This window comes from Oribacterium sp. HCP28S3_H8, from assembly GCF_052064775.1.
In the GTDB taxonomy this organism is placed as follows: Bacteria; Bacillota; Clostridia; order Lachnospirales; family Lachnospiraceae; genus Oribacterium.
Map to the genome: position 1 here is coordinate 194,433 of NZ_JBQHUZ010000001.1, position 15,821 is coordinate 210,253.

The following is a 15,821-nucleotide window of genomic DNA, read 5'->3' on the forward strand; positions in this document are numbered from 1 at the left end:
GGGTAATTTTATGTTGGAGCCAGTCATTAAGGTCCGTGATCTTTATAAAATCTTTCATATCGGAGACAATAAGGTCTATGCCCTTAACGGAGTGTCCTTTGATGTGTACCAAGGCGAATTTATAGCCATTATCGGTACCTCAGGATCCGGAAAATCCACCTGTCTCAATATGCTTGCAGGTTTGGAAAAACCCTCACAGGGTATGATCCAGATTGGCGGCAAGCGTATTGACCGTATGAATGAATCCCAGCTTGTCAAATTTCGCAGGATGCATGTCGGATTTATTTTCCAAAGCTATAATCTGATTGCTTCGATGAATGCCATTGAGAATGTTGCAATGCCGCTGATGTTTCGTGGGGTACCGTCGGAGGAACGCATTCGCCTCGCAAAAAAATATATGGATATGATCGGGATCCTGGATCAGGCAAAGCATATGCCCAATCAGATGTCCGGAGGTCAGCAGCAGCGAGTCGGCATTGCCCGCGCACTTGTGGTAGATCCGGAAATCATATTTGCAGATGAGCCCACCGGAAATCTGGATTCCCATACCACGGATGAGGTTCTTAAGCTGCTGAGCAGTATTGTATCAGGGCAGCATCGGACCTTAATCATGGTTACGCATGATCCTCATATTGCAGCGTATGCTGACCGGCAGCTGCGGATTGTGGATGGTCAGATCACGGAAATGCTGATACGTCAGGACAGTGCCATAGAGCAGAAAATCCTTTTGGAAAATCAGAAGCCTCCTTTTGCAGATGTCCATGTGCGTGAAAATACAGAAGAAAGCGGTAAGGTAAACGGAGCATGTTAAGTCAAATCTTTCATAAATCAATAGCCTCAATCGCTGCAGGACTGGCGGCAGCTGTTATGCTGAGCACTCTTATGCCTGTAAGCGTCAGGGCGTCCTATGTAGATACCAATCTCAATACGTTTATACATGATGCAGAGGATCTCCAGGTGGGTTATGTAGGTCAGGATATGCAGCTCCATGTACGGATCGGGTACAATGGCGTCAACGGTCTGTATAATCCTGCAACAGATGAGATCAATAATGTAAGGGTTCGTCTTTCCAATGATCAGAACTATCTTACGATTACAGACAGTTCTCCCAATACATCCCCTAAAAATAATCCATATAAAGAAGATTCCGAGGATGATTCCGAAGCCGCCGCTCATGATGCGTACAATGAGGGATGGAAAAACGGTATACAAAGGGCATATAATGCCAGCATAGGCCTTACATATCCTGTTGACGGTGGAAAATATCCGTTTGAAGTCAACAACTCCATTTTTACGCAGGAGCAGAATCTCGGTACCCTGAAAAAAGGACAATATACCGAGGCTGTATTTAATGTTACTGTGAGAAGCGATGCACTGCAGGACGCAGGAAGCTCCGGGTCCTATTTCGGGATACCGTTTACGATCTGGTATGACGTGCCTGCCAATTCCACAGGTGCTTCCGGTCATCTTTTAAAAACAGAATTTGTAAATGTATATATTGCCGCTGCCGGCGATGTTACGGTTCCATCTGCAACGGTCAAAGACAAGACCTTTGCAATCGGAGAAAATCAGTCCACACCAAAGGGAAGCCCTGCTTCCGTCATGGAATTTGGTGTGAATCTGAGAAACCAGAAATCACAGCCACTGTATGATGTCAATGTGCATCTCAATACGGTGTTAGCCAAGGATCTGGATGTACAGAAAACTGCTAATTCCAAAAGCTCGGCGACGACCGATTTTCCTTTTAACATTAATGAAGCCAACTATGACAGACATTTTGACGTAATTCAACCGGAAGAAACATTCGCACCTCCGTACTCTATGTCTGTTAAAAAGACAGCTGCCGCCGGATACTATCCTTTAAGCTATACTGTAACGTATAAGCAGACACCCACGGCAACGGTAAGCATCTCAGAGGATTATACATTTTATGTTAATATCACAAATCCTGCGATGACTGAAACAGAGACGGAAACTTACCGGGAGTTTAACGAAAACGACCGTACCAAGGCACGTATTGTTGTGGATTCGTATCACACGGAGCCGGAGAAGGTATACGCAGGACAGCCCTTTACACTGGTACTTAACATGAAAAATGCATCCTCCAGCATCAGTGCCAGCAACCTCCTTTTTACCATGGAGTCGGAAAAGGTTTCAGACTCAGCGGTTTTTGCTATGCAGGGAGGAACCAGCTCCATTGCGGTAGACAGTCTTGCCGCAGGCGCTTCTACAGAGCTTAAAATCGGCATGCAGGCAGCTTCCGGCGTAGATCCGAGATCGTACAGCCTGAAGATCCATGAAAAATATGACTCTCCGGAATTTAAAAATGCGGCTGAGGATGTAGAGGTTGATATCAACGTATTACAAAATGCACGGCTCTCGGTCTCCAATTTTGATGTCATGCCGGCATCCATTGAGGTTGGAAATGAAGCCGATGTCATGTTTGGTATTAATAATACCGGCAAGGTTACACTTTATAATGTTGAGGCATCCTTTGCTGCGGATTCTATTAAATCTGCTTCCACCTACGTAGGTAATATCAAGCCCGGTGAAACCGGAAACGTAGATGTCATGCTGGAGGGCATTGCTCCGACAACGGATGACGGAACCATCGCTGTTACAATTACTTATGAAGATGTGGACGGCAATCCATCCTCGCAGGCAGAATCCGTAAATCTCATGGTCACGGAGGCAATGGATAACTTTCAAAATGAAGCTATGGAAATGCCGGAGGAGAAGCCTTCTTTTATAAAGAAATACAAGGTACCTCTATTGATTGGAGTATGCGGTTTGATTGCAGCTGGTTTCGGCATGCATCATTTCCGTAAGAAAAAGAAAAACGAGGCGGAAGATGAGACCATCTGATCTGATCAGGCTTGCATTTAGCAATCTGAAAAGGAGAAAGACAAGAACTGTACTGACCGTTCTGGGTGTGGTGATCGGCACTGCATCCATCGTTGTCATGGTAAGTCTCGGTCTCGGAATGTCCAGCATGCTGCTTGCTTCCTACCAGAGCTCAGGTTCGCTTACAATGGTCACGGTATATGGAGGCTACGGGGATCAGGATCATCAGCTTACCGATCAGGTGATTTCCGATTTTGCAGCTATCCCGCATGTAACCGGTACATCTCCATCTCTTTCCGTAAATGTAGAAATGCGTTCCGGGGCATATACAGCTAATACCTCCATTATAGGGGTTTCCCAGGATTACTTCAGGGATATGGAGCTTGCATCCGGAAGCATTCCCAAGCCGGACCAGCCGACGCTCAGCATTGTATATGGCAATACGTCCTGCTCTTACTTTATCAAAGGGCAGGATTACTCACAGTTCAAGCAGGTTGACCCGGAAAAGGATACCATTTTTTTTACATTTCCAGATGGGTATACCGGGAGTTCTGACAGTAAATATGGCACTGGAGGAGACGATGGCGGTCAGCAGAAGGGTAACAAGAAAAAATATATCCTGGAGAGGGCAGGTCTGATGGCTGGCGGACCGGATCATTTTTCTATGGACAGCATGAATATTTACGCTGATATTGATACCTTTAAGACCTTCTTACGGAAGATCTATAAAAAAAATCTGGTTCCGAATCCTGCCACCAATAAAAATGGAAAGCCGCTCAGATATTACGTTTATGATCAGGCATATGTTTTTGTCGATGACATGGATAATGTACAGTCTGTTCAGAAAAGTATTACTGATATGGGGTACGAAGCCAGCTCCAACATGCAGTGGCTAGAGCAGGCACAGCAGACGCTCAATACGGTACAGCTGGTACTTGGCGGAATTGGTGCGGTGTCCCTCCTGGTCGCGGCAATCGGTATCATGAATACCATGATGATGTCGATCTATGAAAGAACCAGGGATATCGGTGTCATGAAGGTTCTCGGATGTGATATGAAGGATATCCGGAACATGTTTCTTGCGGAGTCTGCGATCATCGGACTGATGGGCGGCATTGCGGGCATCATCTTAAGTATGTTGATTTCCGCAGTGATAAATTATTTTACAGGAAGCCAGAGCGAGCTTGTCTCCAATCTAACCCAGAGCTGGGGACAGTCCGCAGCCAGAATTTCGCTGATTCCACCCTGGCTGATCCTTGCGGCAATTGTGTTTGCCATGGTTGTTGGTTCATTTTCCGGATATCTGCCTGCAGTACGGGCTATGAAGCTGAGTCCTCTGGCAGCAATCCGTAATGAATAAATACATAAGCATATTAGTAAGAAGTGAGGTACTCAATGCTAAAAGTCGCTAAATTCGGAGGCAGCTCCTGCGCATCTGCCGAACAGTTTCAGAAGGTAAAAAACATAATCATGCAGGACAGGGGACGGAGATATATCATTGTCTCTGCGCCAGGAAAACGCAATGCAAAGGATACAAAGGTAACAGATCTTTTGTATAAGCTGTATGATGCTGTAGAACAGGATGGAGATGCAGAAGGAATTCTCAAAAAAATCCAGAAAAGATATCAGGATATTATTGACGGACTTGGGCTTGACTTCAGTCTTTCCGAGGATTTCCAGAACATTTTTGATAATCTGAAATCAGGTGCGGGTAAGGATTATGCCGCTTCCCGTGGAGAGTACCTCAACGCCAAGCTTATGGCAGCATATCTTGGCTTTCAGTTTATTGATGCAGTGAACTGTATCGAGTTCAATGATGACCGAAGCTGTAATTTTGAAAAGACAGAGGAGAAAATCCGTAAGCAGCTGGAGGGCGTGGATTATGCCGTTATCCCCGGATTTTACGGTGCCGATCAAAATGGACATACCATTACCTTTACAAGAGGCGGATCCGATGTCACCGGATCTCTCATTGCTGCCGGTATAAATGCAGATCTTTATGAGAACTGGACGGATGTATCCGGATTTCTGGTTGCAGATCCGAGAATCGTTAAAAATCCGGAGGTAATTGACTATATTACCTACAAGGAATTAAGAGAGCTAAGCTATATGGGTGCAGGTGTGCTGCATGAGGATGCGATCTTCCCAGTACGTAAGGAGGGCATTCCAATCCAGATAAAAAATACCAACCGACCCGAGGATCATGGTACAATGATTGTCGCCAATACGCTCAAGAAGCCGAGATTTACCATCACGGGCGTTACCGGTAAAAAGGATTTCTGTTCCATCAATATTGAAAAAGCTATGATGAACTCGGAAATCGGATTTGGCCGCAAGGTGCTTTCTGTGCTCGAGGACTGCGGCATCAGCTTCGAGCACCTGCCCTCCGGCATCGATACCATGACGCTTGTGATTCATCAGGAGGAGCTTGAGAAATACGAGCAGAAGGTCCTGCAGGGGATCCAGCGGGCTGTAAATCCAGATCTGATCGAGCTGGAATCTGATATTGCACTGATCGCAGTGGTTGGCAGAGGCATGAAATCCTCAAGAGGTGTTGCCGGCAGGGTATTCAGCGCGTTGGCACACGAGTATATTAATATCAAAATGATTGATCAGGGCTCCAGTGAGTACAATATTATCATCGGAGTCCGGAATGAGGATTTTGAAAATGCCATCCGGGCGATTTATAATATGTTTGTGCTTTCCGCAAGCTAAATGAAGGCCTCCCGGGTTCTGAACCCCCGGGAGGCTTCGTTGGTAATATACTTAACTTTTTGACGAGAGACTCATCCAACTCACACATCCTGACAAAATGAAATCAAAAGAAAGAGTGAACATGAAAATTGTAGTGATCGGCGGAGGTCCTGCCGGTATGATGGCGGCGTATGCCGCAAAATCGGAAAATCCGGAAGCGCAGGTTACATTACTGGAAAAAAACGAAAAGCTTGGAAAAAAGATATTCATTACAGGAAAGGGCAGAGGCAATCTGACCAATGCATGTAATACGGAGGATCTGCTGGAGCACTATGTTACAAATCCGCGGTTTCTATACTCAGCTGTTTATGATTTTACCAATAAAGATGTGATAAAGCTGATGGAAAAAGGCGGGTGCAGAGTTAAAATTGAACGAGGCGACAGAGTCTTTCCGGTATCAGACCATGCCTACAGTATTACAGACTGTCTTAAAAGATACCTGAAAAAATCCGGTGTCAATATAGGCTACAATACCTGTGTGAAATCGCTCCTCATCTCAGAAAAAAAGGATTCAGATCAGATACTCCGTTACGTAACCGGATTGGAAACCGACAAAGGTCATCTCAACGCCGATCGGATTATTGTGGCAACCGGAGGGCTGTCCTATCCGTCCACCGGGTCTACAGGAGATGGCTATCGCTTTGCGGAGTCCGCCGGCATGCAAGTTACGGAATGCTTTCCCTCCCTGGTAAGTCTCGATGTACATGAGGAAGACATACGTATGCTGCGGGGGCTTAAGCTTAAAAATATAAGCATTGAAATTAAGGATGAGCAGGGAAAGGTTGTATATCAGGACTTTGGAGATCTGGATTTTATTAATCAGGCACTTTCCGGTCCGGTCATACTATCAGCATCAACGCATGTTACACGATTTCTCAATGCCAAAGATCCAAAGCAGCATAAAATTCTTACGCTGCATATCAATCTCAAGCCGGCACTTACAGATCGGCAGCTTGATGAAAGACTACTGCGGGATTTTAACACATATCGTAATAAGGAGCTGCGTAATGCCTTGTCCGACCTTCTGCCTGCCACATTGATACCGGTTTTCCTGAAACGCCTTGAAAAGACAGGGGTAGATATCAATCAGAAGGTGACTGTAGTATCTAAAGAAAGCAGAAAAAAGCTGCTGGACCTTCTTAGGAATTTTACTTATACTATAGCAGGCACCGGCAATTTCAGGGAAGCCATTGTAACACAAGGCGGCGTTTCAGTTAAAGAAATTAACCCGAGAACCATGGAATCCAAAAAAGTGCAGGGTCTTTATTTTGCCGGAGAGGTGCTGGATGTCGATGGCTACACCGGCGGTTTTAATATGCAGATGGCATTTTCCACAGGGCATCTTGCAGGCGTAAGTGCCGCCAAAGCATAAACAAAAAATTAAGCTTCGCAGAGCAGACAGGAAGGTAAAAATGCCATATAGTATTGCAATTGATGGTCCTGCTGGAGCAGGGAAATCTACCATTGCCAAGGCAGTGGCAAAAGAACTTGGATATGTTTATGTTGATACCGGAGCAATGTATCGCGCCGTGGGTCTTTTTTGTCTCCGGAAGGAACTGCCGTTGAAGGACCAGGGAATGGTCTCCGCAGCCATCCGGGACATTGATATTTCCATTGCATATGATCAGGATGGAGCGCAGCAGGTATTTCTTAATGGAGAAAATGTGTCAAAAGAAATCCGCACCGAGGAAGTCGGGAATGCGGCGTCTCTAGTGTCACAGTACCAGCCGGTGCGGGACAAGCTCGTTTCCCTCCAGCAGAAACTTGCCTCTGAAACCTCGGTTGTAATGGACGGGAGGGACATTGGAACCAAGGTCCTGCCTCATGCAGACACAAAAATATATCTTACAGCTTCTGTAGATGTCCGTGCTAAGCGGAGAACCCTTGAGTATGCCTCCAAAGGAATATCGGCGGATTTTGCAGAAATCAGAAAGGATGTAGAAGCACGGGACTATCAGGATATGCATCGGAAAAATTCACCGCTGGTACAGGCAGAGGATGCCATACTGGTGGATTCCTCCGAGCTTACGATTGATGAAACCATTGACAGGATCCTGGAGCTTGCCATGAAAAAATAAAACTATGAATGTGAAACTTGCTAAAACAGCCGGCTTCTGCTTTGGAGTTCAGCGTGCGGTCGATACCGTTTATGAAATACTTGCGAGAGAACAGGAAAAAGCTCCTGAGGATCGTAAGCCCATCTTTACCTTTGGTCCGATCGTACATAATGACCAGGTGGTACAGAAGCTTAAAAGCCGGGGCGTGGAAGTGATTGCCTCCGAGGATGAGCTTAAGAATGTGAAAAATGCCATCGTGATTATCCGGGCACACGGTGTCGGGAAAAGGATCTACGACATCATGCATGACAATCATTTGGAAATTATCGATGCGTCCTGTCCCTTTGTCCGGAAAATCCAGAGGCTGGTGCATGATCATACATCGCAGGGCGAAACGACATGGATTGCAGGGAATCCTTTGCATCCTGAAATTCAGGGAATTGTAGGATGGGCTGACGGAGATGTACGTACGATCCCGGATCCCGAAAGCGCAGAGCGTCTGCCGGAGGGGAATGGACAAAAAATATTCCTTGTTGCGCAGACGACATTCAATGTTGACAAATTCAAAGTAATTGTTGATATTTTGCAGAAAAAGGGATATTATGTTAATGTTATAAATACGATTTGCAACGCAACTTTCGAAAGGCAGACAGAAGCTAAGGAGCTCGCGAAACACTCCGATGCTATGATTGTCATTGGAGGAAGCAGTTCATCAAACACAAAGAAACTATTTGAGATTTGTTCGGCAGAATGCCAGAAAACCCAGCTGATACAGACGGTCAAAGATCTTGAATTAGAAAAAGATGATGCGATTGGAAACGTAGGTATTACAGCAGGGGCAAGCACCCCAAAAGAAATAATAGAGGAGGTTCTAACTTATGTCAGAAATGAGTTTTGAACAAATGCTTGAAGGATCACTGAAATCAATTCATGCGGGGGAGATTGTTACTGGTAAAGTCATCAGTGTAAAGCCTGATGAGATCGCACTGAACATCGGCTATAAGTCAGATGGTATCATGACTAGAAACGACTACAGCGCTGATAATTCACTTGATCTAACCACAGTTGTAAATGTTGGTGATGAAATCGAGTGCAAGGTTAAAAAGGTCAATGACGGCGAGGGTCAGGTAGTGCTTTCACACAGAGAGGCACTTCAGAGCAAGGCTTCTGAGGAGCTTAGAAAGGCCTTTGAGGAAAAGACCGTGCTTACCGGAAAGGTTGTTCAGGTTGTCAAGGGCGGTCTGAATGTTGAAGTTGATGGAGCAAGAGTATTTGTTCCTGCATCTCTTGTATCCGATACATTTGAGAGAGATCTCACAAAGTATCAGGGACAGGATATCAAGTTCATTATTACCGAGTTCAATCCGCAGAAGAGAAGAGTAATCGGAGACAGAAAGCAGCTGATGCTTGCTGAAAAGAAGGAAATGCACGATAAGCTCTTCAGCGAGCTTAAGGTTGGCGATGTACGTACCGGTGTCGTAAAGAATCTCACAGATTTCGGTGCTTTCATTGATCTTGGCGGAGCTGATGGTCTGCTTCACATTTCCGAGATGAGCTGGGGCAGAATCGAGAATCCCAAGAAGCTCTTTAAGCCGGGTCAGGAAGTTAAGGTTCTTGTAAAAGAGATTAATGATGAGAGAATCGCTCTTACCAGAAAGTTCCCGGAGGAGAATCCTTGGAAGGATGCCGAGACCAAGTATGCAGTAGGCTCTATCGTACAGGGTAAGGTTGCCCGTATGACAGATTTCGGCGCATTCATTGAGCTTGATAAGGGTATTGATGCTCTGCTTCATGTTTCTCAGATTTCCAGAGAGCATGTTAACAAGCCATCTGATGTACTTGAAGTAGGTCAGGATATCACTGCTAAGGTTGTAGATCTTGATGTAGAGAATCACAAGATTTCTCTTTCCATCAAAGCACTGCTTCCAGGCAATGATGACAGAAAAGAAGATCCGGATGTAGCTGATGTTGACATTGAGGCTGTTGGACAGGCTGAGGCTGCAAAGATAGACGATACAGACGCCGAGTAATCTATATATGATATGTTCTGCCGGTCAGGTTTACCTGGCCGGTTTTTTGTATCGGAGGATAAAAAATGGGTGTTGAAATTGAGAGAAAGTGGTTAATTGCAAAGCTTCCGGAACACCTTGAGGACTACCCTCAACGAAAAATCGAGCAGGCGTATCTTAACTTTCACCCTGCGATCCGTGTGCGCCATGACATGAGCCAGAGCCTGGAAAAATATGAACTGACGTATAAGGGATCCGGGGTTCTTTGCCATCAGGAGGAAAACATGGCGCTGGACCGTGAATCCTACCAGAACCTTCTGTCAAAGCATGATGGAATCATCATACGTAAAACAAGATACCTGATCCCAATCGGCGAGTATACAGGTGAGCTGGATATTTTTGAAGGTGAGCTTGCTGGCTTAAGACTTATTGAGGTGGAGTTTCCTTCGGTAGAGGATGCGGAAAGATTCCTGGCTCCGGACTGGTTCGGCACAGATGTTACGTCAGGAGGCAAATACAGTAATGCCAGGATGGCAGCACTCGGGCGGAAAGCATTTGCATAAACAAGCATTAAACCTTGCATCCCTTGAAAACAAGTGTTATACTTTTGATTCGGACGTGTTTACTCTGGCAGACGGAGTACTGTCCTGAATAGATGAGATATTATTTGGAGGTACTCTTTCATGAGCGTAAAAGTAGAAAATTTGGAAAAGAACATGGCGAAGCTCACTGTCACTGTGGACGCCAAGGAATTTGACCAGGCTCTGGTTAATTCTTATAATAAAAATAAAAATCGTTTCAGCATTCCGGGCTTCCGTAAGGGTAAGGTTCCGATGGCAATGGTTGAAAAGATGTATGGTGAGCAGGTTCTTTATGATGATGCTCTGAATGAAATCCTGGACAAAACTTACCCGGACGCTGTAAAGGAATCCGGTCTTGATGTTGTAAGCCGTCCTGAGATCGGTATCGATGAAATCGGCAAGGACAAGGATCTTGTATATACAGCAACCGTAGCTGTAAAGCCGGAAGTAACTCTCGGTGAGTATAAGGGTGTAACGGTAGAAAAGGCTGATGTCACCGTAACAGAAGCTGAGGTGCAGGACAGACTGAACAAAGAGCTTGATAAAAACTCCCGTCTGGTTGATGTAGAGCGTGAGATCAAGAAGGATGATATCGCTACAATTGATTTCGTAGGCTCCGTAAATGGTAAGGAATTTGCCGGCGGCAAGGGTGAGGATTATCCTCTGACCATCGGCTCCGGCACATTTATCCCTGGATTTGAGGATCAGCTGATCGGACATAAGGTTGGCGAAAATGTTGACGTTAATGTGACATTCCCTGAGGAGTACGGCGCAAAGGATCTTGCTGGCAAGGAAGCGCTGTTTAAGGTAAGTATCAAGGCTGTTAAGGAGAAGCAGGTTCCGGCAGCTGATGATGAATTTGCTTCTGAGGTTTCCGAGTTCGATACACTGGATGAGTATAAGAAGGATCTTGAAAAGACCATCCGTGCAGAGAAAGAGGAGCGTGCAACTACAACCAATGAAAATAATGTTGTAGATAAGGTTGTAGCAAATGCTTCTATGGAGATTCCTGAGCCGATGATCGATGCTCAGCTTGATAATATGTACTATGATTACTCCATGAGACTCCAGCAGCAGGGTATCCCAATTGATCAGTATATGCAGATTACAGGTCTTACCGAGGCAAAGCTCAAGGAGCAGATGAAGCCACAGGCAGAGAAAAACATCCGGACTTCTCTTGTCCTTGAGGCTATTCAGAAGAAGGAAAATATTTCTGTTTCTGATGAGAGAGTTGATGAGGAGTTTAAGAAAATCGCAGATCAGTACAAGATGAAGTACGAGGATCTGATGAAGACTGTTACAGATTCTCAGAAGGAAAGTGTCAGAAGAGAGCTTGATATGCAGGAGACAATTGACATGCTTGTCTCCGAGGCTAACCTTGTTGCTCCGGAAAAGAAGGAAGAAGCTAAGGAAAACTAATTGATTTTTAATCGCATGGTTTTTTAGATGGGCGATGCAGAGTATAATCTGCATCGCTCATTTGCAAATTGAGGTGTAAATTTAGACTTAAATTGCAATATTGACAGTATATGCTACAATAGTTTTGTTGACGTGAAGTCACATCCTTTTAAGGAGGCAAAGGATTCATGAACAATGATTTTTTACCACGTAATATTTCGACAATCCCATATGTAATCCAGTCTACATCCAGAGGTGAACGCTCTTATGATATTTTTTCAAGACTTCTGAATGAGCGAATTGTATTTCTTGGAGACGAAGTAAACAATGATACAGCTTCTCTGGTTGTGGCGCAGCTCTTATATCTTGAGTCTGAGGATCCGGATAAGGATATCAGTCTTTACATTAACTCACCGGGTGGTGTTATCACTGCTGGTATGGCGATCTATGACACGATGCAGTACATTAAATGTGATGTATCAACCATCTGTGTAGGTATGGCCGCATCTATGGGTGCGTTTCTTCTTGCTGGTGGCGCAAAGGGCAAACGTATGATTTTGCCAAATGCCGAGGTTATGATTCATCAGCCATCCGGAGGTGCGCAGGGTCAGGCAACTGAAATTCAGATTACTGCAGAGTGGATCCTCCGGACAAAACAGCACATGGCGGAAATCCTTGCCGCTAACTGTGGTCAGCCGTTGGAAAAGGTAATGGCGGATACCGAAAGAGATCACTGGATGACTGCCGAACAGGCACTGGAATATGGAATCGTTGATCATATTTTTAAATCCAGAGACGCCGGAGTTGAGAGTAAATAATTGAATTGTTAGTAAAGGACTATTAAATATGCCAATGAAACCAGACGATAAGATAAGATGTTCCTTTTGCGGTAAATCCGCTAAACAGGTACATAAGCTGATTGCCGGTCTGAATAATACCTATATCTGTGATGAGTGTGTTGATCTCTGTCAGGAAATACTCAATGAAGAGATGGGACCGATCGAAAAGCCGGAGGCTTCAGAGATCCGTCTGCTGAAACCGAAGGAAATCAAGGACTTCCTGGATGAATATGTCATCGGACAGGATGAAGCCAAAAAGATTCTTTCTGTTGCCGTATATAATCATTACAAGAGGATTACATCCAAGATCAAGGATATCGATGTACAAAAGTCTAATATTCTGATGATCGGGCCCACTGGTACCGGTAAAACCTATCTTGCCCAGACACTTGCCAAAATCCTGGGCGTCCCCTTTGCCATTGCTGATGCGACCGCACTCACAGAGGCAGGTTATGTAGGCGAAGATGTTGAGAACATTCTGCTTAAGCTGATTCAGGCTGCAGATTACGATATCAAGAGGGCAGAGGTAGGTATTATCTACATTGATGAAATTGATAAAATTTCAAAAAAATCCGAAAATGTTTCTATCACAAGGGATGTTTCCGGAGAAGGCGTACAGCAGGCTCTTTTGAAAATCCTGGAAGGCACGGTTGCTTCTGTACCACCGCAGGGAGGCAGAAAGCATCCTCAGCAGGAGCTGATCCAGATTGATACGACCAACATCCTCTTTATCTGTGGTGGAGCCTTTGATGGTCTGGAGCACATCATCGAAAAGCGCGTTGCTTCCGGTTCCATGGGCTTTGGAGCTGAAATTGTCGAGAAAAATAAAACAGATTATGACGACATACTGAAACAGGTACAGCCGGAGGATCTGGTTAAGTTCGGTCTGATCCCGGAGTTTATCGGCAGAGTTCCTGTGGATGTTGAGCTTTCCAGTCATAATGTAGAGACCCTGAAGCAGATCCTGACCAAGCCTAAAAACGCGCTGGTGAAGCAATATCAGAAGCTGTTTGAGATTGATAACGTCAAGCTGAGCTTTACGGATGGCGCAATTGAAGCTATTGCAGAAAAAGCAGTAGCAAGAAAAACCGGTGCCAGAGGCTTACGTTCGATCATGGAAGACATGATGATGGATATTATGTATGAAATTCCGTCGGATCCTTCCATCCGGGAAGTAAGAATTACAAAGCAGGTTGTAGAGGGAAGCGGTAAGCCAGAGCTTACCAGAATTGCTTCCGCGACGGATACTCTGCCGGCTGATACAAAATCGTCAGATGCTTCACAGGGAAAAAGTGCATGAAAATACAAAAGGTAAATCTTGATTATGTACTCGGAGTTAATTCCGAGCTTCCCAAAACAGAAAAGCCGGAATTTGTGCTGGCCGGCAGATCAAATGTTGGAAAATCATCTTTTATCAATGCCTTTATCAATAGAAAAGCATATGCTCGTACATCATCTACGCCCGGAAAGACAAGAACGATCAACTTTTATAATATTAATGATGCTTTTTACCTCGTTGACCTGCCTGGCTATGGGTATGCCGCAACCGGGCCGGTTGAACAGGAAAAATGGGCAAGGATGATTAATCGTTATTTTGACCGTTCGCAGCAGATTGAGGAAGTGATCCAGCTGATTGATATACGGCATGATCCAACTGCTTTAGATCTCGAAATGTTTCGATATATTACCTCTGCTACCGGATATGAACCGATTGTGATCCTTACAAAGCTGGATAAAATTAAACGTTCACAGGTCAAAAAGCAGATCGAAACGATCCGTAAGGCACTTAATGCAACAGCTGACTGCACAATGATTGCCTTCTCTGCGGAGAGCAAACAGGGGCTTGACGAAATTTATCGAATTTTTGATACAGTCCTTGACACAAATCAGCTGACATGATATCATATCAAAGTCGTTGAGACAGGAAAGTAGGTATCCACCTCACCTTGGCAGTAAGATGCTGACCCGGGTTCATATTGAATCATATACTTCGTGTATTTTCATTATGGTGGATTGGCTTACAATCCGCCATTTTTTTGCATCTAAAGCAAATCATTACAATATTTTGAGAGGAATTGAATGGCTAAAAAGACCGCTGAAATTGAAATTAACGAGCAGATCAGAGACAAAGAAGTGAGAGTTATCGGTCAGGATGGCGAGCAGCTTGGAATTATGTCTTCCAAGGATGCATATATGCTGGCCAGAAATGCCGATCTGGATCTCATCAAGATTGCAGCGACTGCGACTCCACCGGTAGTTAAAATCGCCGACTTCGGCAAGTATCGTTATGAGATGATCCGGAAAGAAAAAGAGGCCAGAAAAAATCAGCACGTAACTGAAATTAAGGAAATTCGTATGACACCAAACATTGATGCCAACGACCTTAATACCAAGATGGGTGCTGCACGTAAATTCCTGGAAAAAGGCAACAAGGTAAAGGTTGCTCTTAGATTCCGCGGACGTGAGATGTCACGTATGAATCAGTCAAAATATATACTGGATGATTTTGCTGAAAAGCTTTCCGACATCGCAATACTGGATAAGCCGGCAAAGGTTGAAGGCAGAAACATGGCAATTGTATTAAGTCCAAAAAAGTAAATTTACAGGAGGCTAATATGGCAAAGTTCAAGCTTAAGACAAAGAGAGCCGCTGCAAAGCGTTTCAAAGTAACCGCTACTGGAAAGCTCGTAAGAAACAAGGCTAACAAGTCCCACATCCTTACAAAAAAGACTACCAAGCGTAAGAGAGGTCTGAGAAAGGATACTGTTCTGGATCAGACAAATGTGAAGAATATGAAGAAGATTCTTCCATATCTTTAATTTGTAGACTTTAGAAAGAGGAGGAAATTACAATGAGAATTAAGGGCGGAGTAAACGCTAAGAAGAAGCATAATAGAGTACTCAAGCTGGCTAAGGGCTACAGAGGAGCTCGTTCCAAGCAGTATAGAGTTGCAAAGCAGAGTGTCATGAGAGCTCTGACTGAGTCTTATAAGGGTCGTAAGGAAAGAAAGAGACAGTTCAGACAGCTCTGGATTGCTCGTATCAATGCTGCAGCAAGAATGAATGACCTTTCTTACTCCAAGCTGATGTTTGGTCTTAAGAATGCAGGCGTTGACATGAACAGAAAGATGCTTTCTGAAGTTGCTATTGCTGATCCGGAAGGATTTGCAAAGCTTTGCGAGACTGCTAAGGCTAATCTGACAAAGTAATTTATATTAATACCAGTGCTCCGGATTTTATATAAATTTATATAAAGCCGGAGCATTCGTTTAAGCTCATAATACCAATTGCGATCTAAGAGAAGCTCCTGAGGACCCGTTCAGAAACCCAATTGAAGGCT

The 15,821-nt window shown here is 44.6% G+C and carries 16 protein-coding genes; all 16 read left to right on the forward strand.

The window, feature by feature from the left end; genetic code table 11:
• The first annotated feature begins 10 nt into the window (after positions 1-10).
• The 16 genes from ACTNEN_RS00920 to rplT all read left to right on the forward strand — a co-directional run bounded on the left by ACTNEN_RS00920 (position 11) and on the right by rplT (position 15,690).
• A complete protein-coding gene (locus ACTNEN_RS00920) occupies positions 11-811 on the forward strand; it encodes an ABC transporter ATP-binding protein (RefSeq protein WP_441204183.1) in 801 nt (266 codons plus the stop codon).
• Positions 805-2,865: a COG1361 S-layer family protein gene (locus ACTNEN_RS00925; RefSeq protein ID WP_441204184.1), complete on the forward strand. Its 2,061-nt coding sequence runs from the start codon at positions 805-807 to the stop codon at positions 2,863-2,865. The genes ACTNEN_RS00920 and ACTNEN_RS00925 overlap by 7 nt, the downstream gene beginning before the upstream one ends.
• A complete protein-coding gene (locus ACTNEN_RS00930; RefSeq protein ID WP_441204185.1) occupies positions 2,852-4,204 on the forward strand; it encodes an ABC transporter permease in 1,353 nt (450 codons plus the stop codon). Before ACTNEN_RS00925 ends, ACTNEN_RS00930 begins: the two co-directional genes overlap by 14 nt.
• A 35-nt stretch (positions 4,205-4,239) precedes the next feature.
• Positions 4,240-5,559, forward strand: coding sequence for an aspartate kinase (locus ACTNEN_RS00935; RefSeq protein ID WP_441204186.1), 1,320 nt, complete (start codon positions 4,240-4,242; stop codon positions 5,557-5,559).
• A gap of 121 nt (positions 5,560-5,680) precedes the next feature.
• On the forward strand, positions 5,681-6,970 hold the full coding sequence (locus ACTNEN_RS00940; protein ID WP_441204187.1) for an NAD(P)/FAD-dependent oxidoreductase: 1,290 nt from the start codon (positions 5,681-5,683) through the stop codon (positions 6,968-6,970).
• A gap of 40 nt (positions 6,971-7,010) precedes the next feature.
• Complete coding sequence (cmk, locus tag ACTNEN_RS00945; protein ID WP_441204188.1) at positions 7,011-7,676, forward strand: (d)CMP kinase; 666 nt, start codon at positions 7,011-7,013, stop codon at positions 7,674-7,676.
• Positions 7,677-7,680: 4 nt separating this feature from the next.
• Positions 7,681-8,553 carry a 4-hydroxy-3-methylbut-2-enyl diphosphate reductase gene (gene ispH, locus ACTNEN_RS00950; protein WP_441204189.1) on the forward strand — a complete coding sequence of 291 codons (873 nt, stop codon included), beginning with the start codon at positions 7,681-7,683 and terminating at the stop codon, positions 8,551-8,553.
• Complete coding sequence (gene rpsA / locus ACTNEN_RS00955) at positions 8,534-9,685, forward strand: 30S ribosomal protein S1 (protein WP_441204190.1); 1,152 nt, start codon at positions 8,534-8,536, stop codon at positions 9,683-9,685. Before ispH ends, rpsA begins: the two co-directional genes overlap by 20 nt.
• Positions 9,686-9,750: 65 nt before the next feature.
• Positions 9,751-10,227, forward strand: coding sequence for a CYTH domain-containing protein (locus ACTNEN_RS00960; protein ID WP_441204191.1), 477 nt, complete (start codon positions 9,751-9,753; stop codon positions 10,225-10,227).
• Between the two features lie 120 nt (positions 10,228-10,347).
• Positions 10,348-11,664: a trigger factor gene (gene tig / locus ACTNEN_RS00965; RefSeq protein WP_441204192.1), complete on the forward strand. Its 1,317-nt coding sequence runs from the start codon at positions 10,348-10,350 to the stop codon at positions 11,662-11,664.
• 167 nt (positions 11,665-11,831) lie between these two features.
• Complete coding sequence (gene clpP / locus ACTNEN_RS00970) at positions 11,832-12,461, forward strand: ATP-dependent Clp endopeptidase proteolytic subunit ClpP (RefSeq protein ID WP_441204193.1); 630 nt, start codon at positions 11,832-11,834, stop codon at positions 12,459-12,461.
• A 28-nt stretch (positions 12,462-12,489) separates the two neighbouring features.
• Positions 12,490-13,782 (forward strand): ATP-dependent Clp protease ATP-binding subunit ClpX, encoded by a 1,293-nt coding sequence (clpX, locus tag ACTNEN_RS00975; protein ID WP_441204194.1) that lies wholly within the window; start codon positions 12,490-12,492, stop codon positions 13,780-13,782.
• On the forward strand, positions 13,779-14,381 hold the full coding sequence (gene yihA, locus ACTNEN_RS00980; RefSeq protein WP_441204195.1) for a ribosome biogenesis GTP-binding protein YihA/YsxC: 603 nt from the start codon (positions 13,779-13,781) through the stop codon (positions 14,379-14,381). Before clpX ends, yihA begins: the two co-directional genes overlap by 4 nt.
• A gap of 180 nt (positions 14,382-14,561) precedes the next feature.
• Complete coding sequence (infC, locus tag ACTNEN_RS00985) at positions 14,562-15,080, forward strand: translation initiation factor IF-3 (RefSeq protein WP_441204196.1); 519 nt, start codon at positions 14,562-14,564, stop codon at positions 15,078-15,080.
• Between the two features lie 17 nt (positions 15,081-15,097).
• Positions 15,098-15,301, forward strand: coding sequence for a 50S ribosomal protein L35 (gene rpmI, locus ACTNEN_RS00990; protein WP_441204197.1), 204 nt, complete (start codon positions 15,098-15,100; stop codon positions 15,299-15,301).
• Positions 15,302-15,333: 32 nt separating this feature from the next.
• The gene (rplT, locus tag ACTNEN_RS00995) at positions 15,334-15,690 is read left to right on the forward strand and encodes a 50S ribosomal protein L20 (RefSeq protein WP_441204198.1); all 357 of its coding nucleotides are present in this window, start codon (positions 15,334-15,336) and stop codon (positions 15,688-15,690) included.
• Positions 15,691-15,821 lie beyond the last annotated feature (131 nt).